This window comes from Paraburkholderia sp. J94 (assembly GCF_905220285.1).
In the GTDB taxonomy this organism is placed as follows: Bacteria; Pseudomonadota; Gammaproteobacteria; order Burkholderiales; family Burkholderiaceae; genus Paraburkholderia; species Paraburkholderia tropica_A.
The window spans coordinates 324,193-344,080 of sequence record NZ_CAJMZH010000006.1 but is presented as its reverse complement, the minus strand read 5'-3'; the positions used below and the strand labels follow the sequence as shown (position 1 = coordinate 344,080).

The window sequence follows — 19,888 nt, the reverse complement described above, 5'->3', positions numbered from 1 at the left end:
CAGTCACGCCGCGCGCGGCGTGCTGCGGCTTAGTTCGATGGCGCCACGAACGGCGGCATCGCGAGCGACCCGGTCGGGCCGCCGAACTGGATCACCGGATTGTCGAGCATCGGGCCCACGTGCTTGCTCGTGGCCGTCTCCGATGCGCCGGATTCGCCCTTGGCCTTCTTCGACTTCGGCGGATTGACGATCTTCTCGATGTCGGCGAGACGCTGCTGCGTGGGGCCGCTCGTATGGCCGAGCGTGCTCGCGCGGCGGTACGAGGCGTCGGCCAGACGCAGGTACAGATCGCCGAGATTCTCCCACGCGAGGCTGTACGACGGATTCGCCTTCGTGGCCGTTTCCAGCGCGATGCGGGCTTCGTCGTAACGGCCGTGCTTCGCGTAGAGCGCCGCGAGATTGTTATAGGGCTCGGGCAGTTCCGGGTAGGTCTGCGTGAGTTCGGTGAAGGCCTCGATGGCGTCGTCGTCGCGGCCAAGACGCGCGAGGATGGTCGCGCGCTTGAACTTCGCCTGCACGTCGCGCGGGTTCGACTTGATGCGCGCGTCGAGCTCGTTCAGCGCCGTGGCCCAGTCGTGCTGGCCGATGGCGGAGTCCGCGGCAGGCGTGCCGTCGGCCGTAGCGGGCGGTGCCGCATGCGCGGCGGACAGGCCGCCGAGAACGAAACCGAGGCTCGCGAGAGCCGCCGCCGCAAAGGTCGCAGCGCGAGGCGCGCGGCCGCTGGAAGATTTCATAGGGTGAGGTCGCGGTGTTATACTCCGAGCCATTCTAACAAAAGGTCTGTGCGTTTTCGTCGCGTGAAATCGCTGCGCCCGATTCGGCGCCGGTTCCAGCTGGTTACGGCCAGTTCCGGGACGGTTGCATGAAGGGGTTGCGTGCCAACATCGCGAATGGGAACGCAAGCGTCGTGCAAGCGTCGCCGCCACGCAAAATCGCTCGCGACGCTGCGCTGAACGCCAGGCTTTCTTTCGCCACTCGTGGTCGTCTCCGCCCTGATGACTGATTGAGCGCGACTGTACGCAGCTCCAGGAGCGCGGTGCTTCGCATGCCCCGCTCGCTGCTGTCGGCGCCACCGCGGATTTCTTTCGACCCACGTATCCATCGTCTTTATGGAATCACTGCGCATCTACAACACGCTCGCGCGTGACAAGCAAAATTTCGTGCCACTCGAGCCCGGCGTCGTACGCATGTACGTCTGCGGCATGACGGTGTACGACTATTGTCACGTTGGCCACGCGCGTGTGATGGTGGTGTTCGACGTCGTACAGCGCTGGCTGCGCACGCTCGGTTACAACGTGACCTATGTGCGCAACATCACCGACATCGACGACAAGATCATTCGCCGCGCGGTGGAAAACGGCGAAACCATCAAGCAGCTCACCGACCGTTTCATCGACGCGCTGCATGAAGACGCGGACGCGCTGGGCGTCGCGCGTCCCGATCACGAGCCGCGCGCGACGCAGTACATTCCGCAGATGCTCGACATGATCGGCATGCTGGAAAAGAACGGCTACGCGTATCAAGGTTCGGACGGCGACGTGAACTACGCGGTGCGCAAGTTCGCGCACTACGGCGCACTTTCGGGCAAGTCGATCGAAGACCTGCGCGCGGGCGAGCGTGTGGCGGCGAACGATGCCAAGCAGGATCCGCTTGACTTCGTACTGTGGAAACAGGCAAAACCAGAGGAGCCGGCGGACACGAGCTGGGACTCGAAATACGGCCGTGGCCGTCCGGGCTGGCATATCGAATGTTCGGCGATGGGCTGCACGCTGCTCGGCGATCATTTCGATATTCATGGCGGCGGGCAGGATCTGCAGTTCCCGCACCATGAGAACGAAATCGCGCAGAGCGAAGGCGCGACGGGCGAGAAGTTCGTCAACTACTGGATGCACAACGGTTTCGTGCAGATCGACAACGAGAAGATGTCGAAGTCGCTTGGCAACTTCTTCACGATCCGCGAAGTGCTCGCGAAGTACGACGCCGAAGTGGTGCGCTTTTTCATGGCGCGCGCGCATTACCGCTCGCCGCTGAATTACAGCGACGTGCATCTCGACGACGCACGCAATGCGCTCACGCGTCTGTACACGGCGCTCAAGGATGTCACGCCGGATGCCGGCGAGCTCGACTGGAACGAGGCGTACGCGCAGCGTTTCCATACCGCGATGAACGACGACTTCAATACGCCGGTCGCCATCTCGGTGCTGTTCGAACTCGCGACGGAAGTGAACCGCACGCGCGACGTGGTGCTGGCGCGTCAGTTGCAGCGTCTGGGCCGCGTGCTCGGCGTGCTCGTGCGCGAACCGCGCGCGTTCCTGCAGCAGGCTGCGGGCGCGCAGGACGCGGGTGCGCTCGACGTGTCGGCGATCGAGGCGAAGATTGCCGCGCGCGTCGCCGCGAAGCAGGCAAAACAGTATGCGGAGGCGGACCGGATCCGGGCCGAACTGCTCGATGCCGGTGTTGCGCTCGAAGACAAACCGGGCGGATTGACCGAGTGGCGCCGCGTTTGAGCGGGCTGTCCAGTTTCCACTGATCGATTCGCGAGGCAGGAGGCAGGATGGCAACGGCCACGAAGACGCAGGCCAGGCGGTCTGCGTCGCTTACGGGCGCGGCAGGCGATGCGGCGAAACGCGCCGCGCGCGGCGCCCAGAAACAGCAGGAAGCCGACACCGTGAAGGCGGACGGCGTCAAGAAGCACGCGCTCAACGGCGCGGCGCAGGAAGGTGCGGGCAAAACGCGCGCGAAGGTCAACGGCGCGGCCGATAGCATCGGCGCGATGCCGGCCGCGTCGCCCGAAGGCGCGCATGGCGACGCTGCGGATGCAGCGGCTGCGCCGTCGCGCGGCGTCGAGTCCGACGTGGTGCGCCCCGACTATTGGGACAAGGCCTGCGCGGACCTCGTCAAGCGCGACCGCATCCTCAAGAAACTCATTCCGAAATTCGGCCCCGTGCATCTGATGAGCAGCGACGATCCGTTCGTCACGCTCGCGCGCTCGGTGGTCGGCCAGCAGATTTCGACGGCCGCGGCGCAGGCGCTGTGGCAGAAGGTCGAGGCCGCATGTCCGAAGCTCGTGCCGCAACAGTTCATCAAGCTCGGCCACGAAAAACTCGCGGCGTGCGGACTGTCCAAGCGCAAGACGGAGTACATCCTCGATCTCGCGCAGCACTTCGTGTCCGGCGCGCTGCACGTGGGCAAGTGGACCACGATGGACGACGAGGACGTGATCGCCGAACTCACGGCCATCCGCGGCATTGGCCGCTGGACCGCCGAGATGTTCCTGATCTTCAATCTCGCGCGTCCGAACGTGCTGCCGCTCGACGACCTCGGTCTGATTCAGGCGATCAGCGTCAATTACTTCAGCGGCGAGCCCGTCACGCGCAGCGAAGCGCGTGAAGTGGCGGCCAACTGGGAGCCGTGGCGTACCGTCGCAACCTGGTATATGTGGCGCAGTCTCGAGCCTTCGTAAGCCCGGGGCGATCGGGCGGGGCGCCGCGCGCGGGGTGCGCGGCAGTTCCGTCCCCGATTTGATTCGTCCTGGTTTCTTCAGCTTTATCCTATCGTTATAAGAATTCGATAGTTCTGCGCCGATTTCGACACGGGCCGGCGCGGTTAGAATACGCGCTGCCGCAAAGTGCAAGGATTCCAACACATGAAAACCACGTTTCTGGATTTCGAGCAGCCGATCGCTGAACTCGAAGCGAAGATCGAAGAACTGCGCTTCGTTCAGGACGACTCGGCTGTCGATATTTCGGAAGAAATCGACCGGCTGTCGAAAAAGAGCCAGCAACTCACGAAGGACCTCTACGCGAACCTGAGCCCGTGGCAGGTTTCGCAGATCGCGCGTCATCCGCAGCGTCCGTACACGCTCGATTACGTGCATGAGCTGTTCACCGATTTCCACGAACTGCATGGCGACCGTTCGTTCGCGGACGACCTGTCGGTGGTCGGCGGCCTCGCGCGCTTCAACGGCCAGGCCTGCATGATCATCGGCCACCAGAAGGGCCGCGACACGAAGGAGCGCGCCGCGCGCAACTTCGGCATGCCGCGTCCTGAAGGCTATCGCAAGGCCGAGCGCCTGATGCGCCTCGCCGAGAAGTTCGGCCTGCCCATCTTCACGTTCGTCGACACGCCGGGCGCGTACCCGGGCATCGGCGCGGAAGAGCGCGGCCAGTCGGAAGCCATCGGCCACAACCTCTACGTGATGGCCGAGCTGAAGACGCCGATCATCACGACGATCATCGGTGAAGGCGGTTCGGGCGGCGCGCTCGCGATCGCGGTCGCCGACACGGTCATGATGCTGCAGTTCTCGACCTACTCGGTGATCTCGCCGGAAGGTTGCGCATCGATCCTCTGGAAGAGTGCCGCCAAGGCGCCCGAAGCTGCTGAAGCGCTGGGCCTCACGGCGCACCGCCTGAAGGCGCTCGGCCTGATCGACAAGATCGTGAACGAGCCGCTCGGCGGCGCGCATCGCGATCCGAAGGGCATGGCCGCGCTGCTGCGCCGTGCGCTTTCCGACTCGCTGCGCCAGTTCCAGGGCATGAGCATCGCCGAGCTGAAGGACCGCCGTTTCGAGCGCCTGATGACCTACGGCAAGTTCAAGGAATCGACGCCGGGCGCGTAAGCGCACGCCGTCATCAACGTCTGCCGGCGCTCGAGCGCCGTCACGCCTTGACCGACCATCCCGAATCCGACGCCGGGCGCATCGTTATCGATGCGCTCGGCGTTGTGCTTTCCGCGCTACCCGAAGACACGCGTATCGCCATCGCGTACAGCGGCGGGCTCGACTCGTCCGTGCTGCTCGACGCGGCCGTGCGTGCGGCCGGCCCGGCGCGGCTCGTCGCGCTGCACGTGCATCACGGCCTGAGCGCGAACGCCGATCACTGGCTCGCGCACGGCGAGGCGACGGCGCGCGCGTATGGCGTCGCGTTCGAGGCGCGCCGCGTGGAGGTGGCGCACGACGATCCGTCGGGTGTCGAGGCGGCCGCGCGCGAGGCGCGTTATCGCGCGCTGGAGGCGATGTGCGCCGCGCACGGCGCGCAGTCGCTGTGGCTCGCCCAGCACGCCGACGATCAGGCCGAAACCGTCTTGCTGCAATTGCTGCGCGGCGCGGGGCTGGCGGGCCTCGCGGCGATGGCGCCCGAGCGCGCCGTGGCGGGCGCGGTACCGCGCGTGCGGCCCCTGCTGTCTTTGTTGCGCGTGCAACTTGAACGCTACGCGCACGCCTACGATCTGCGCTGGATCGAGGACGAATCGAACGAGGACACGCGTTATGCGCGCAACGCGCTGCGTCACGACGTGACGCCCGCGCTCTCGGCGCATTTCCCCGGTTTTCGCGAGGCGCTCGCGCGCACGGCGGCGCACGCGGCGTCGGCGCAGCGTCTGCTCGACGACCTCGCGCGTATCGATCTGCGTGACGCCGCGCAGGCGGACGGCGACGCGTTATCGCACACGGCGCTCGTCGCGCTCGACGATGCGCGCGCGCTCAATCTGCTGCGCTACTGGATGCGTGCGCGCGGCATGCCGGCGGCATCGACCGCGCGTATCGCCGACGCCTTGCGTCAGTTGCGCGAGATCGCGCTCAAGGGCGAGGGCGGTGATCACGCGTTGCGCGTCGATCACGCGGGCTTCACGCTGCGTTGTTATCGCGGACTCGTCAGTTGGGACGATACGCGTGGCGAAAACTCATCAGATAGCGAGGAATCGATGGACGAGGGCAATGCACGCGCGCCGGTGCAACTCGACTGGCGCGGCGAGGAAGTGTGGCGTTTGCCGTCGTGGCGCGGCAGCTTCGTGTTCGCGCCCGCGAGCGCCGACGATCCCGATGCCGTTCCCGAAGCCGTGCTTCGGCAGACACCGCTCGTGGCGCGCGCGCGTTCGGGCGGCGAGCGTGTGCGCGACGAGGCGGCCAACGTGAGCCGCACGCTCAAGAATCTGTTTCAGTCGCGCGGCGTGCCCGCATGGGAGCGCGACGTGCCGCTACTGTACGCGGGCGAGACGCTGTTGTTCGTGCCCCGCATCGGTGTGAACCGGTCGGCGTTCGGCGCATTCGAGGCCGACGCTGTCGATTCTGCGAACCCGAGCGTGCGCTGGCGCCGTATCGAGTGGCGCGAGGATCTGACGATCGCATGACCGGTTGGCGCGTGGTTGGCGCGCAGTTGTCCCGCAGTTGTCGCGCAGTTGTCCCGCGTGATGCGCCGGGCATCGCGGTCAAAGTTGCCGTTTCGCCGCAAATCCTTGCCACACAAGCCTTTTTCGGCTCCCGTCGGCCATTTTCGTCTTGTAATTTTGACCTCGATCGGGTAGGGTAACTCGTTTGTCCAGCCCGCTTTTTCGCGTTCACGGACGCCGTCAAAAGCGGCGCTCGCCGTGAAGGCGCGATTTTTCCTTCGAGCGGTTTCCATCCGACGGTTGCAAGGACGTCGTAGCGGTATGCGGGCGGAGCGCGCGGGTCAGCACGGCCACGCGGTTCCGAGGGCAAACTCCGCGTGTGCTGCACGCGCCGGAGCGCCGCCGCGGCCTCTATCCCGGGACACCCCCGGGCTCCCCGGCGGTGCCGATCCCGGCGCGCCAGCGCGGTAACATCTCCAGTTCAGAACGACAATGGCACTCATCGTACACAAATACGGCGGCACCTCGATGGGCTCGGTCGAGCGCATCAAGAACGTCGCCAAGCGCGTCGCCAAATGGCACAAGGCCGGCCACCAGATGGTCGTGGTGCCCTCGGCGATGTCCGGCGAAACCAATCGTCTGCTCGGCCTCGCGAAAGAGATTTCGGCGCAGCCTAGCCCGCGCGAGCTCGACATGATTGCGGCGACCGGCGAACAGGTGAGCGTCGGTCTGCTCTCGATCGCGCTGCAGGATGCGGGCGTGGACGCCATCAGCTACACCGGCTGGCAAGTGCCGGTCAAAACCGATAGCGCGTTCACCAAGGCGCGCATCAACGAGATCGACGACGAGCGCGTGAAGGCCGACCTCGACGCCGGCAAGGTGGTCGTGATCACGGGCTTCCAGGGCATCGATCCCGAAGGCCACATCACGACGCTCGGCCGCGGCGGCTCGGACACCTCGGCGGTCGCGGTCGCGGCCGCGCTGAAGGCCGACGAATGCCTGATCTACACGGACGTGGACGGCGTCTACACGACCGACCCGCGTGTGGTCGACGACGCTCGCCGCCTCGACCGCATCACGTTCGAAGAGATGCTGGAAATGGCCAGCCTCGGCTCCAAGGTGCTGCAGATCCGCTCGGTGGAATTCGCGGGCAAATATCAGGTGAAGACGCGTGTGCTCTCCAGCCTGACCGACCCGCTGATGAACCTCGACGAGGAAATGTCCTCGGGCACCCTGATCACCTTTGAAGAAGACGACACCATGGAAAAAGCAGTCATCTCGGGTATCGCGTTCCAGCGCGACGAGGCCCGCATCATCGTGATGGGCGTGCCCGACAAGCCGGGCATCGCGTATCAGATCCTCGGCCCGGTCGCCGACGCGAACATCGACGTCGACATGATCATCCAGAACCAGAGCGTGGACGGCAAGACCGACTTCACGTTCACGGTGCCGCGCGGCGACTATCAGCGCGCCATCGACGTGCTGAACAACACGGTCAAGGGTCACGTGAGCGCCGAGCAGGTGCTGGGCGACGCGAAGGTCTCGAAGGTTTCGGTCGTGGGCGTGGGCATGCGCTCGCACGTCGGCGTCGCGAGCAAGATGTTCCGCACGCTGTCGGAAGAGGGCATCAACATCCAGATGATCTCGACGTCGGAAATCAAGATCTCGGTGCTGATCGACGAGAAGTACATGGAGCTCGCCGTGCGCGCGCTGCACAAGGCGTTCGAGCTGGAACACGCGTAAATCGCGGATAGCGTGAGAGGAGTGTGACGGTCAGTTTGTTTTGAGATGCCCCTGCAAGCCTTTGTTTGTGCGCGGTTTGTGTACCGCTTGTGTGCCGCGTGTGTGCTGCTCCTGTGCTCACTGCAGCCGCGCAGAAAAAAGTTTGCAAAAAAAGCGTCTTATGAATTGACCGGAGCGTTCTAACCCGCTATTATCTTGGCTTCGTTGCGCTGCCTCCCTGGCGCGAACGAAGTTTTCGGGAGACGTGGCCGAGAGGTCGAAGGCACTCCCCTGCTAAGGGAGCATCTGGGCCAAAACCTGGATCGAGGGTTCGAATCCCTCCGTCTCCGCCAGTAAAATGGCGGTGGAAACCCCGCAAGTCTCGGCTTGCGGGGTTTTTCTTTTTCCGCGCGCAAAATCGCTGTGCGTGAATTTCGCGATGCTTTTGTTCGCGGCTTTTCCTGAATTTATCGTCGCGGTTTTTCGCGTTGGCATTCGCTCTCATCGAATGAATCTTTCAATTCGATTTTGATAATCAGGATGCCAAAATAAATCGCGCAAAAGTTTTTTCACTGTCGGCCGTTATTGCGTTCGTGCGTTTTTGAATCAGCGCCGAAGTCGATGCGCGCAAGCCGTTTTGCGAATGAGCAGCACGCTGCAGGCCTCGCCGATGCGTTGTCGTAGACGGTGCTATTCTCGCGTCGCTGTTATGCGCACGCTTGCGTGCGTGGTTACCTGCGTTGTTGCGTTATTTCGTCGCTCTGTAACCAGACGTAACTCCAGAGATCGCATCGTGCTTTTGTGCATCAGTTATTACAAAGTTGAAATACGCGGGCCGGGGTGCCTGCGCTATATTGGCTTCAACAAAACATCAACCCCAAAAGGTGAGTCCATGAAGTTCGCTCGTGTTGTTGCAATGCTGCTCGGGGGCTTGGCTATCGGTGCGTCGAGCGTGGCGATGGCTGGCGTGAGCGTCGGTGTCAACATCGGTATTCCGGCCCCGGTTTATGTCGCGCCCGCACCGGTCTATGCGCCGCCGCCTCCGCCGCCGGTCGTCTATCAGCCCGCGCCGGTCTATGCCGCGCCGGCCATCGTGATCGGCTGGCATGGCGATCGTTATTGGGACGGCCGCCGCTACTGGGGCCGCGACGACTGGTATCGCCATCACGGCGGCTACGGTCCTGGTGGTCCGCGCGGTCACTGGGATCGTGGCGGCCCGGATCACGGCGGCCCGCCGCCGGGACACTGGCACTAAGCCGCTATTCGGCCCATCGCGAGCGTGCATGACACGCGCGCGGGCCAAAAGAAAAAGCCGCCCGAGGGCGGCTTTTTTCATGCTGCTTCGATCGACGTTGCGTTCGGCCTGGCGTTTGGCGTGGCGTTCAACGTATCGATCGACACGCGGTTGCATGCGCAACGAAGCGCACGCAAGCGCGCATCGGCTTACTCGCCGAGATGCGCCATCCCGCCGACGACCGCGTTGAAGCCCGCATCGACGTGAACGATTTCCGCCGTCACGCCGCCCGCCAGATCGGAGAGCAGGAACGCGGCCGTATTGCCGACCTGTTCGATCGTCACGTTGCGTTGCAGCGGCGCGTTGTGTTCGACGAAGTCGAGGATCTTCCCGAAGCTCTTGATGCCGCTTGCCGCGAGCGTCTTGATCGGGCCCGCCGAAATGCCGTTCACGCGCACGCCCTTCGCGCCGAGCGACACCGCGAGGTAACGCACGCTCGCTTCGAGCGAGGCCTTCGCGAGACCCATCGTGTTGTAGTTCGGGATCGCGCGTTCGGCGCCGAGGTAGGTGAGGGTGAGCAGCGCGGCGTTGTCGGCGAGCATCGGCTGCGCGGCTTTCGCGAGCGCCGGGAAGCTATAGGCCGAGATGTCGTGCGCGATGCGGAAGTTCTCACGCGTCATGCCGTCGAGGAAGTCGCCCGCGATGGCTTCGCGCGGCGCGAAACCGATCGAGTGCACGAGACCGTCGAGCGTGTCCCAATGCTGCTTGAGGTCGGTGAAGAGGGCGTCGATCTGCGCGTCGTCGGCGACATCGCAGGGGAACACGAGATTGCTGCCGAATTCCTGCGCGAATTCCGTGATGCGGTCCTTGAAGCGTTCGCCGACATAGGTGAACGCGAGTTCCGCGCCTTCGCGCTTGCAGGCCTGCGCGATGCCATAAGCGATCGAGCGGTTCGACAGCAGACCGGTCAACAGGATGCGTTTGCCAGCGAGGAAGCCCATGAATTCTCCTAAATCAGGTCAATGCGACGGGCGCTGGACGAGGCGGCGCCGCGCGGTTTGGGTAGAATTCTCTCACACTTGACTTGGCACCCCGGACGACCCCTTTTCTATGACGACAGGTACGCGAGGCAGGCAAACGCGCGCGGCGCGTGAGGCAAATCATCCTGCCTGGCGGCGCGCTTTGCGGCGCAGGCTGGCGACGGCGGGCGCGATGCTGGCGCTGTGTTTCGCGGCCATGCCGCAGGCGCACGCGGTCTATGCGATCGCCCAGTATGGCGAGCCGAAGTATCCGGCCGACTTCAAGCACTTCGACTATGTGAATCCTGACGCGCCCAAAGGCGGCACGCTCGTGCTAGCGAATCCCGACCGCCTGACGAGCTTCGACAAGTTCAATCCCTTCACGCTGCGCGGCAACTCGGCGCCGGGTCTGGGGATGCTGTTCGAAAGTCTCACGACGGGCAGCATGGACGAAGTCGCGTCCGCCTACGGCCTGCTCGCCGACGATATCCGCATCGCGCCCGACCGTCTCTCGGTGACCTTCCATCTGAATCCGCGCGCGCATTTCTCGAACGGCGACCCCGTCACCGCCGACGATGTGAAGTTCTCGCTCGACACGCTCAAGAGCCGCAAGGCCGCGCCGTCGATGCAGGCGTATTTCAGCGACATCACGCGTGCAGTCGTAGTCGATGCGGCGACTATCCGCTTCGAGTTCCGCACGAACAATCGCGAGCTGCCGTTCATCGCGGGCGGCATGCCCGTGTTTTCGCACAAGTGGGGGCTGCGTCCCGACGGCAGCCGCATCGCCTTCGACCAGATCGCGTTCGAGCAGCCGATCGGCAGCGGCCCGTATCTGATCGACCGCTACTCGAACGGCCGCACGATCACGTACCGTCGCAATCCGAATTACTGGGGCAAGGATTTGCCCGTGCGCGTGGGGCAGAACAACTTCGAGCAGATCGTCTACAAGCTCTATTCCGACGATGTCGCGCGTCTCGAAGCCTTCAAGGCGGGCGAGTACGACACGCTCGTCGAATACGTCGCGCGCAACTGGGTGCGCCGCGACGTCGGCAAGAAGTTCGACAGCGGCGAGCTGATCAAGCGCGAGTTCCCGCAGCACAACGGCACCGGCATGCAGGGCTACGTGATCAACCTGCGCAAGCCGATGTTCCAGGACGCGCGCGTGCGCCAGGCGCTCGATCTCGCGCTCGATTTCCAGTGGCTCAACCGCATGCTGTTCTATAGCCAGTACAAGCGCATCGACAGCTGGTTCGTGAACACCGATCTGCAGGCGAAGGGCCAGCCGTCGCCGGGCGAACTCGCGCTGCTCGATCCGTGGCGCAAACAGCTCGATCCGGCCGTGTTCGGTGCGCCGCCCGCGCAGCCGAATACCGATCCGCCCGGCTCGCTGCGCGCGAATCTGCTCAAGGCGCGCGCGCTGCTCGCGCAGGCGGGCTGGACCTATCGCGACGGCGCGCTGCGCAACGCGCAAGGTCAGCCCTTCGTGTTCGAGGTGCTCGACGATACGGCCGCTTCCGCGCAATGGGCGCCGATCATGGCGCAGTACACGCAGGCGCTCGCGCGCCTCGGCATCCGCATCAATTATCGGTCGGTGGATTTCGCGCTCTATCAAAAGCGTCTCGACGACTTCGACTTCGACATCACGACGATCCGCTTTCCCGACGTGCAGGTGCCGGGCGCCGAGCAGATCGACCGCTTCGGCAGCAAGGCCGCGGGCGAACCGGGTTCGGGCAATCTGATCGGGCTGAAGTCGCCGGCCGTCGACGCGATCCTGAAGGCGATGTCGCAGGCGCAGACGCGCGAGCAACTGCTCGACGCCACGCACGCGCTCGACCGGGTGCTGATGCACGGCTACTATGTGGTCCCGCAGTGGTATAGCGCGACGCACCGCGTGGCCTACAAGAACACGCTCGCGTATCCGTCGAAGCTGCCGCTGTACTATGGCGCGACCGACTGGATCATCTCGACGTGGTGGCTCAAATCGCTGGCGCAAACGCCGTCTCAAGCGCAACCGCAGCACTGATCTTCTTCGAAGCGAGCACAGAATCATGTGGAGCTACATCGTCAAACGCCTGCTGCTGATGATCCCGACGCTGCTCGGCGTGCTCACGCTGACCTTCGCCGTGATCCAGTTCGTGCCGGGCGGTCCCGTCGAACAGGCCGTGCGCGATCTGCGCCGCGGCGCGGAGCAGGGCATGCCCTTCGGCATGCGCACGCACTCGGGCGTGGACGCGCAGCAGATCGCGCAACTCAAGCAACTCTACGGCTTCGACAAGCCGCCGCTGCAACGCTATTTCCTGATGCTCGGCCGATTCGCGCGCTTCGATCTCGGACAGAGCTACTTCCATCATCAGAGCGTGTGGAAGCTGATCATTTCGAAGCTGCCGGTGTCGATCAGCATCGGCTTGTGGACGTTCTTTCTCACGTATCTGATATCGGTGCCGTTGGGCATCGCGAAGGCGGTGCGCAACGGCTCGCGCTTCGATCTCATCACGAGTCTGATCGTGCTGATCGGCTATGCGATTCCGGGCTTCGTGCTGGGCGTGCTGCTGCTCGTGCTGTTCGGCGGCGGCACCTTCCTGCAACTCTTCCCGCTGCGCAATCTCACCTCCGACGACTGGGACACGCTCTCGCTCGGCGGCAAGATTCTCGATTACCTCTGGCATATCGCGCTGCCGGTGACGGCTTCGGTGGTCGGCAGCTTCGCCGTCACGACGATGCTCACGAAGAACGCGTTCCTCGAAGAGATTCGCCGCCAGTACGTGCTGACCGCGCGCGCGAAGGGTCTGTCCGAGCGCACGGTGCTCTGGAAGCACGTGTTTCGCAACGCCTTGCTGCCGCTCGTGGTGGGTTTTCCGGCCGCGTTTATCGGCGCATTCTTCACGGGCAGTCTGCTGATCGAAACGCTGTTTTCGCTCGACGGTCTCGGCCTGCTTTCGTATGAGTCGGTGGTGCGGCGCGACTATCCGGTCGTGCTCGGCACGCTGTATCTCTTCACGCTGATTGGACTGCTGACCAAGCTGATTTCCGATCTCTGTTATGTGTGGGTCGATCCCCGCATTCAATTCGAACAACTGGAGCGCTGAGTTGAACCGAGTCCGCACCGGCGCCGAACCCGAACAGCGCACCGAGAGCGTGCGCGCCTTCAAGTCGCCCACGCCCGCGCGGCGCGTCTGGCTGCGTTTCAAGCAGCAGCGCCTGGGCTACTGGAGCCTGATTATCTTTATCGTGGCGTTCGCGGCGAGCCTCGCGGGGCCGCTCTGGTGCAACGACAAGCCGATCGTCGTGCGCTACGAAGGGCATCTGTATTTCCCGCTGTTCAAGGACTACCCGGAGACCGCGTTCGGCGGCGATTTCCCGACGCCCGCCGACTATCTCGATCCCTACGTGCGCCAGCGCTTCGACGCGCCGGGCAACTTCGCGCTCTATCCGCCGAACCCGTACTACTACGACACGCTCAACTATTTCTCGAAGGTGCCGAACCCCGCGCCGCCATCGCGGCAGAACTGGCTCGGCACCGACGCGAGCGGACGCGACCTGTTCGCGCGGCTCTTGTACGGCTTCAAGGTGTCGGTGCAATTCGCGCTCGTGCTCACGGCCATCGGCACCTTGCTCGGCGTGCTGGCGGGCGCGGTGCAGGGCTATTTCGGCGGGCGCGTCGACATCGTCGGGCAGCGCCTGATCGAGATATGGAGCGCGATGCCCGAGCTGTATCTGCTGATCATCTTCGCGTCGATCTTCGAGCCGGGTTTTATCCTGCTGATCGTGCTGCTGTCGCTGTTCGGCTGGATCGGCTTGTCCGATTACGTGCGCGCCGAATTCCTGCGCAACCGCAATCAGGACTACGTGCTCGCCGCGCGCGCGATGGGTTTGTCGAACTGGCAGATCATCTGGCGCCATGTGCTGCCCAACAGCCTCACGCCCGTCATCACGTTCCTGCCGTTTCGCATGAGCGGGTCGATTCTCGCGCTCACGAGCCTCGACTTTCTGGGCCTCGGCGTGCCGCCGCCCACGCCGAGCCTCGGCGAACTGCTCGCGCAGGGCAAGGGCAATCTCGACGCCTGGTGGATTTCGATGTCGACGTTCGGCGTGCTCGTGGTCACGCTGCTCTTGCTCACCTTCATGGGCGACGCGCTGCGCAACGCGCTCGACACGCGCATCTCCGACGCGATGAAAGCCGGAGGCAACCAGTGAGCGCCATGCCTCAAGACATCTCCGCGCCGCTGCTTTCGATCGAGCATCTGAGCGTGCGCTTCGGCGACACGCTCGCCGTCGACGACATCGCGCTCGCGATCGGACGCGGCGAGCGCGTGGCGCTGGTCGGCGAATCGGGTTCGGGCAAGACGGTGACGGCGCTCGCGATCCTGCGCCTGCTGAGCGATGCGCAGATCGGCGGCACGATTCGCTTCGACGGCGAAGACCTCGTCACGAAAAGCGAGCGCGACATGCGCGGCCTGCGCGGCAACGACATCGCGATGATCTTCCAGGAGCCGATGACCGCGCTCAATCCGCTCTATACGATCGGCGAGCAGATCGCGGAAACCATCGTGCTGCACGACGGCGTGTCGAAGAAGGAAGCCTACGAACAGGCCGTGGGGCTGCTGGAGCGCACGGGCATTCCCGAGCCGCGCCGGCGCCTGTTCAACTATCCGCATCAGCTCTCGGGCGGGCAGCGCCAGCGCGTGATGATCGCGATGGCGCTCGCGTGCCGTCCGCGTCTGCTGCTGGCGGACGAGCCCACCACGGCGCTCGACGTGACCATCCGCGGCCAGATCGTCGATCTGCTGCTCGAATTGCAGCGCGAGGAAGCCGCGCGGCGCGGCATGTCGGTGCTGCTGATCACGCACGACCTGAATCTCGTGCGCCGCTTCGCGCAGCGCGTGGCGGTGATGGAGAAGGGCAAGCTCGTGGAAACGGGCACCGTCGAGCAGATTTTCGGGTCGCCGCAGCATCCCTATACGCAGCGCCTGATCGCGAGCCGGCCCGAGCGCAACGTGCTGCCCGTCTTGCCGATCGCGCCGGTGCTGCTGGAAGCGAAACAGGTGAGCGTCGATTTCGCCACGAAGCTGCCCGGTTTCAAGGGCTGGTTCGAGCGCGGCCGCTTTCGCGCCGTGAACGACGCGAGCGTGTCGGTGCGCCAGGGCGAGACGCTGGGCATCGTCGGCGAATCGGGGTCGGGCAAGTCGACGCTCGCCATGGCGATGCTGGGGCTGCAACGCACGGCGGCGGGCGCGGTCGAGTTCCAGGGGCGCTCGATCGCGAGCTATCAGGGCCGGGACAAGCTCGGCTTGCGCTCGCATCTGCAGGTGGTCTTTCAGGATCCGTTCAGTTCGCTTTCTCCGCGACAGACCGTCGAGCGCATCGTGGGGGAGGGGCTCGCGCTGCATCGCGCCGATCTTTCCGCGGAGGAGCGGCGCAAGCGCATCGTGGGCGTGCTGCGCGAGGTGGGGCTCGACCGCACGGCGCTGCAACGCTATCCGCACGAGTTTTCCGGCGGCCAGCGCCAGCGCATTGCGATTGCGCGCACGCTGGTGCTGGAGCCGCGCGTGATCGTGCTCGACGAACCGACCAGCGCGCTCGACGTCTCGATCCAGCAGCAGGTGCTGCGTTTGTTGACCGAACTGCAACGCAAGTACAACCTGGGCTATGTGTTCATCAGCCACGATCTGGAAGTGATCGGGGCGATGGCGCACCGCGTCGCCGTGATGCAAAACGGGGCCATTGTCGAGTCGGGAGATGTAACAAAAATCTTTGACGACCCCATTCACCCTTACACGCGAAAGCTGCTGAAAGCCGCCTTCGATCGCTGAACGATCGCGGAACTTTAGGGGGAATATTGGTGAAATTCACCAATGAGGTGCGCATCGCGATTGTATTTTTCTATAAGTTTTGACACACAAATACTTACTGGCTAGTATCGTCCAAACTTTTCTTCTAACTCCCTGATTTACGGGCAATTTCTACCGACCCATGCAGCACCGATACTTGACCCAGGCTTGCACGCGCGTCGTCGCCGGGATGTTCATCGGCGTCCTGATGGCAGCAGCTCCCGGCGCGTTCGCCGACGAAGCTAGCAGCTTTAACCAGAATGTCTCATTTTCGCCGAGCAATTCGGCGAATGCACAGTCGCTCCCCGCCGTTCAAAACGCCACCCAAACCGCATCGCAGGCTGCTCCGGCCCCGTCCGAAGGCGGCGCGAAGTCGTTCCTGTCCGGCATGGCCGGCAAGGCCGGCGACGTGGTGGTCGGCGCGCTGAACATGATCGGCGTGCGTTACCGCTGGGGCGGCAACACGCCGGATTCGGGGCTCGATTGCAGCGGCTTCGTGCGCTACGTGTTCCAGGACACGCTGGGCCTGAACCTGCCGCGCCGCGCTGAAGAAATGAGCCGCGTCGGCGAGAAGGTGAGCATGAGCAACCTCAAGCCGGGCGACCTCGTGTTCTTCAACACGATGCGCCGTACGTTCTCGCACGTGGGCATCTATATCGGCGACAACAAGTTCGTGCACTCGCCGTCCACCGGCAGCACGATCCGCGTCGACGACCTGGACGACGGCTACTGGGAAAAGCGTTTCACGGGCGCACGCCGCGTCGAAACGTCGTTCACGCCGGATCAGGCGCAGAGCCTCAAGCAGCGCGTGAGCGCGCAGTTCGACGGCAGCGGTAACTAAAGTATTGCAGTAGGGGTCTGCCGGTCCGCCAAGGCGGCATCGGCGCAAAAAAAGCCTGCTTCACGCGAAGCAGGCTTTTTTGCGTCTGGGCTCAGCAAACGGGCCCCATATTCGTGGCGCCCGATCGCGCCGCGCTCAGGCTGCGCGGGCCGCCGCGAGCTTGCGCTCGATTTCCGCCGCCGCGCGCGCACCGGCTTCCTCGCCCGCGAGGATCGCGGCGTTGCGCTGCGTGAAGTCGCTGCTCGACATCGCGTTGAGGCTCGGACGGATCACGACGTCGGCGTACTTCTCAAGCTCGTAGGTCTTGATCGACTGGCCCATGATCGTGAAGGTCTGCATCAGCACGTCGAACTGGCTCAGCGTCGAGGCCGTTTCCGGGCGCGCCGAGATATCGACGGCGATCACGAAATCGGCGCCCATCTTTTTCGCGAACGAGGCCGGCACCGGGCTCACGAGGCCGCCATCGACGTATTCATGGCCGCCGATCTTCACCGGCTCGAAAATCGACGGAATGCTGCACGACGCGCGCACCGCGATGCCGGTATTGCCGCGCTGGAACAGGATCGGCTGGCCGGTTTGCAGGTCGGTCGAGACCACGCCGAGCGGCTTGGCCATCTTCTCGATCGGCCGGTCGTGCAGCGTGGTGTTCAGGAAGTTCTGCAGCGCGACGCCTTGCAGGATGCCGCGCGTGCGGAACGGCATGGCCCAGTCGCTGATCGAGGCTTCGTCCATCGTCAGCGCGAGTTTGTTGAGCGCGAAACCGTTCATGCCCGACGCATAGAGCGCGGCGACCACCGAGCCCGCGCTCGTGCCGGTGATCAGATCGACCTGGATGTTGCGCGCCTCGAGCGCCTTGATCACGCCGATGTGCGCGAAGCCGCGTGCAGCGCCGCCGCCGAGCGCGAGGCCCACACGGACCGGGCGCGGATTGCGCGCGACGGGCGGCGGGGCGATCGGCGGCTTGTTCTGCGGCGCCTGCGTGCCCGCGGTCGTGCAGGCGGCGAGGACGGAGGAGGCGGCCGCAAGCGAGAAGTGGCGGCGGCTCAGTGACAGCGAGGCGGACGGCGGCGCGGACGGCGTTTGATCGAGATCGTCGAGATCGTTGTGCTGGTCAGGCTTCGAACGGGACTTCAAGCAATTTCTCCAGGCGGCGCGGGCAAGGACGTCGAGCGTGTGGCGTGCGCGCCGCATTTTTTCTCTCGGACCGCGGCTGCGGACCGGGCGGAACTGGCGAGGAGGCCAGCGCGCCGACATGATAAGGCAAAGCGGTACGCGCTTACGCTTCGTGCTTGTAACGTGGCGTGACGCGCGGCCGCGCACGTCACCGATTGCCGGACGGGCGCCGTCCGCGCCCACTGCCGCCAAGGCCGAAGCCGTCTGCGGCGGGTATAATCCCGTCTCTAATTTTCCCGGTTTTCGTTCGCGTGAGCGCCGGGTGCCGCCGGGCTTTTCACGAGCCCGCCGCGCCGCCACGGCCCGCGCCGCGACCCTTCGCCGAGCGCCGCCGACAGAACGCGCCCGCGACGTTGTCCGCCTTGCGCGCAACGCCGCCGCGCCTTCCGTTCGCCGGCCGGCATCGTCCTCGAGTATTCGCCCATGACCACGACTCCCGTCCGTACCCGTTTCGCGCCGAGCCCGACCGGCTTCATCCACCTCGGCAACATCCGCTCCGCGCTCTATCCGTGGGCTTTCGCGCGCCGCAACGAGGGCGTCTTCGTGCTGCGGATCGAGGACACCGACGTCGAGCGCTCGACGTCCGAATCGGTCGACGCGATTCTCGAAGGCATGCAGTGGCTCGGCCTCGATTTCGACGAAGGCCCGTTCTACCAGATGCAGCGCATGGACCGTTATCGCGAAGTGCTCGCGCAGATGCAGCAGCAGGGCCTCGTGTACCCGTGCTACATGTCGACGGAAGAACTCGATGCGCTGCGCGAGCGTCAGCGCGCCGCAGGCGAGAAGCCGCGCTACGACGGCACGTGGCGCCCGGAGCCGGGCAAGGTGCTGCCGACGCCGCCGGAAGGCGTGCAGCCCGTGCTGCGCTTCCGTAACCCGCTCACGGGCGTGGTCGCGTGGGACGACGCCGTGAAGGGCCGCGTGGAAATCTCGAACGAAGAACTCGACGACCTCGTGATCGCGCGCCCGGACGGCACGCCGACCTACAACTTCTGCGTGGTCGTCGACGACCTCGACATGAAGATCACGCACGTGATCCGGGGCGACGACCACGTGAACAACACGCCGCGTCAGATCAACATCCTGCGCGCGCTGGGCGCCGAGCCGCCCGTCTACGCCCATCTGCCGACCGTGCTGAACGAGCAGGGCGAGAAGATGAGCAAGCGCCACGGCGCGATGAGCGTGATGGGCTATCGCGATGCCGGTTATCTGCCGGAAGCGGTGCTGAACTATCTCGCGCGCCTCGGCTGGTCGCATGGCGACGCGGAAGTGTTCACGTGCGAGCAGTTCGTCGAGTGGTTCGACCTGGAGCACCTGGGCAAGTCGCCGGCGCAGTACGACCACAACAAGCTCAACTGGCTCAACAACCACTACCTGAAGGAAGTCGACGACGCGCGCCTCGCCGAGCTCTCCAAGCCGTTCTTCGCGGCGCTCGGCGTGGACGAGGCGGCGCTCGCGAAGGGCCCGGCGCTCGACGGCGTGGTCGCGCTGTTCAAGGATCGCGCGAACACGATCAAGGAAATCGCCGAAAGCGCGATGATGTTCTATCGCGAACCGCAGCCGGAAGCGGACGCGCTCGCGCAGCACGTGACCGATGCGGTGCGCCCGGCGCTCGCCGATCTCGCCGTCGCGCTCAAGGGCGCGGAGTGGAGCAAGGAGGCGATCTCGGCGGCGTTCAAGGCCACGCTCGCGACGCACAAGCTCAAGATGCCGCAGCTCGCGATGCCGGTGCGCCTGTTCGTTGCGGGCACCACGCATACGCCCGCGATCGACGCCGTGCTCACGCAGTTTGGCCGCGATGTCGTAGTGAGCCGCATCGAACAAGGACTCGCGAAGGGCGCGTAAGCGCGTCTTGAGCGCATCGAATGGATGCGCGAAAGCCGGGGCGTGAACTTTTTTTGAAGTTTTTTCGCTCTGGCACTAGCGCGATGCCAAGAGTTCTTGTAGTATTCGGGCTCCGTTGAAT

General features: G+C 64.6%; 15 protein-coding genes and 1 tRNA gene. 13 read left to right on the top strand and 3 right to left on the bottom strand.

The window, feature by feature from the left end; all coding sequences use genetic code 11:
• Positions 1-29 precede the first annotated feature (29 nt).
• Positions 30-734: a tetratricopeptide repeat protein gene (locus tag U4Y88_RS15145; RefSeq protein WP_224013903.1), complete on the bottom strand. Its 705-nt coding sequence runs from the start codon at positions 732-734 to the stop codon at positions 30-32.
• Positions 735-1,109: 375 nt separating this feature from the next.
• Between U4Y88_RS15145 and cysS the strand changes: the two genes are divergently transcribed.
• From cysS to U4Y88_RS15110, 7 genes are all read left to right on the top strand, one after another.
• Positions 1,110-2,507: a cysteine--tRNA ligase gene (gene cysS / locus U4Y88_RS15140; RefSeq protein ID WP_321784812.1), complete on the top strand. Its 1,398-nt coding sequence runs from the start codon at positions 1,110-1,112 to the stop codon at positions 2,505-2,507.
• A gap of 47 nt (positions 2,508-2,554) precedes the next feature.
• Positions 2,555-3,463, top strand: a complete 909-nt coding sequence (locus tag U4Y88_RS15135; protein ID WP_321784810.1) for a DNA-3-methyladenine glycosylase — start codon at positions 2,555-2,557, stop codon at positions 3,461-3,463.
• 183 nt (positions 3,464-3,646) lie between these two features.
• Positions 3,647-4,618 carry an acetyl-CoA carboxylase carboxyltransferase subunit alpha gene (locus tag U4Y88_RS15130; RefSeq protein ID WP_224013909.1) on the top strand — a complete coding sequence of 324 codons (972 nt, stop codon included), beginning with the start codon at positions 3,647-3,649 and terminating at the stop codon, positions 4,616-4,618.
• A gap of 47 nt (positions 4,619-4,665) precedes the next feature.
• Entirely contained in the window at positions 4,666-6,126 is a 1,461-nt protein-coding gene (tilS, locus tag U4Y88_RS15125; RefSeq protein ID WP_321784808.1) for a tRNA lysidine(34) synthetase TilS, read from the top strand.
• A gap of 471 nt (positions 6,127-6,597) precedes the next feature.
• Positions 6,598-7,848 (top strand): aspartate kinase, encoded by a 1,251-nt coding sequence (locus tag U4Y88_RS15120; RefSeq protein WP_224016739.1) that lies wholly within the window; start codon positions 6,598-6,600, stop codon positions 7,846-7,848.
• Positions 7,849-8,086: 238 nt separating this feature from the next.
• Positions 8,087-8,180: transfer RNA gene (locus U4Y88_RS15115), tRNA-Ser, on the top strand.
• Between the two features lie 539 nt (positions 8,181-8,719).
• Positions 8,720-9,082, top strand: coding sequence for a hypothetical protein (locus U4Y88_RS15110; protein WP_224016741.1), 363 nt, complete (start codon positions 8,720-8,722; stop codon positions 9,080-9,082).
• 188 nt (positions 9,083-9,270) lie between these two features.
• Here the strand turns inward: U4Y88_RS15110 and fabI are convergent, their stop codons facing one another.
• Positions 9,271-10,062 (bottom strand): enoyl-ACP reductase FabI, encoded by a 792-nt coding sequence (gene fabI, locus U4Y88_RS15105; RefSeq protein WP_321784806.1) that lies wholly within the window; start codon positions 10,060-10,062, stop codon positions 9,271-9,273.
• Between the two features lie 109 nt (positions 10,063-10,171).
• On the opposite strand from fabI, the gene U4Y88_RS15100 reads away from it, so the two are divergent.
• From U4Y88_RS15100 to U4Y88_RS15080, 5 genes are all read left to right on the top strand, one after another.
• Positions 10,172-12,103 (top strand): extracellular solute-binding protein, encoded by a 1,932-nt coding sequence (locus U4Y88_RS15100; RefSeq protein WP_415774445.1) that lies wholly within the window; start codon positions 10,172-10,174, stop codon positions 12,101-12,103.
• 25 nt (positions 12,104-12,128) lie between these two features.
• A complete protein-coding gene (locus U4Y88_RS15095; RefSeq protein WP_224016748.1) occupies positions 12,129-13,166 on the top strand; it encodes a microcin C ABC transporter permease YejB in 1,038 nt (345 codons plus the stop codon).
• The gene (locus tag U4Y88_RS15090; RefSeq protein ID WP_415774444.1) at positions 13,120-14,274 is read left to right on the top strand and encodes an ABC transporter permease; all 1,155 of its coding nucleotides are present in this window, start codon (positions 13,120-13,122) and stop codon (positions 14,272-14,274) included. Before U4Y88_RS15095 ends, U4Y88_RS15090 begins: the two co-directional genes overlap by 47 nt.
• A 5-nt stretch (positions 14,275-14,279) precedes the next feature.
• The gene (locus tag U4Y88_RS15085; protein ID WP_321784804.1) at positions 14,280-15,890 is read left to right on the top strand and encodes a dipeptide ABC transporter ATP-binding protein; all 1,611 of its coding nucleotides are present in this window, start codon (positions 14,280-14,282) and stop codon (positions 15,888-15,890) included.
• Between the two features lie 160 nt (positions 15,891-16,050).
• Positions 16,051-16,749: a C40 family peptidase gene (locus U4Y88_RS15080; protein ID WP_224016754.1), complete on the top strand. Its 699-nt coding sequence runs from the start codon at positions 16,051-16,053 to the stop codon at positions 16,747-16,749.
• 135 nt (positions 16,750-16,884) lie between these two features.
• On the opposite strand, the gene U4Y88_RS15075 is transcribed toward U4Y88_RS15080, so the two are convergent.
• On the bottom strand, positions 16,885-17,796 hold the full coding sequence (locus tag U4Y88_RS15075) for a patatin-like phospholipase family protein (RefSeq protein WP_415774449.1): 912 nt from the start codon (positions 17,794-17,796) through the stop codon (positions 16,885-16,887).
• 549 nt (positions 17,797-18,345) lie between these two features.
• Between U4Y88_RS15075 and gltX the strand changes: the two genes are divergently transcribed.
• Positions 18,346-19,767 (top strand): glutamate--tRNA ligase, encoded by a 1,422-nt coding sequence (gene gltX, locus U4Y88_RS15070; protein WP_321784802.1) that lies wholly within the window; start codon positions 18,346-18,348, stop codon positions 19,765-19,767.
• Positions 19,768-19,888 lie beyond the last annotated feature (121 nt).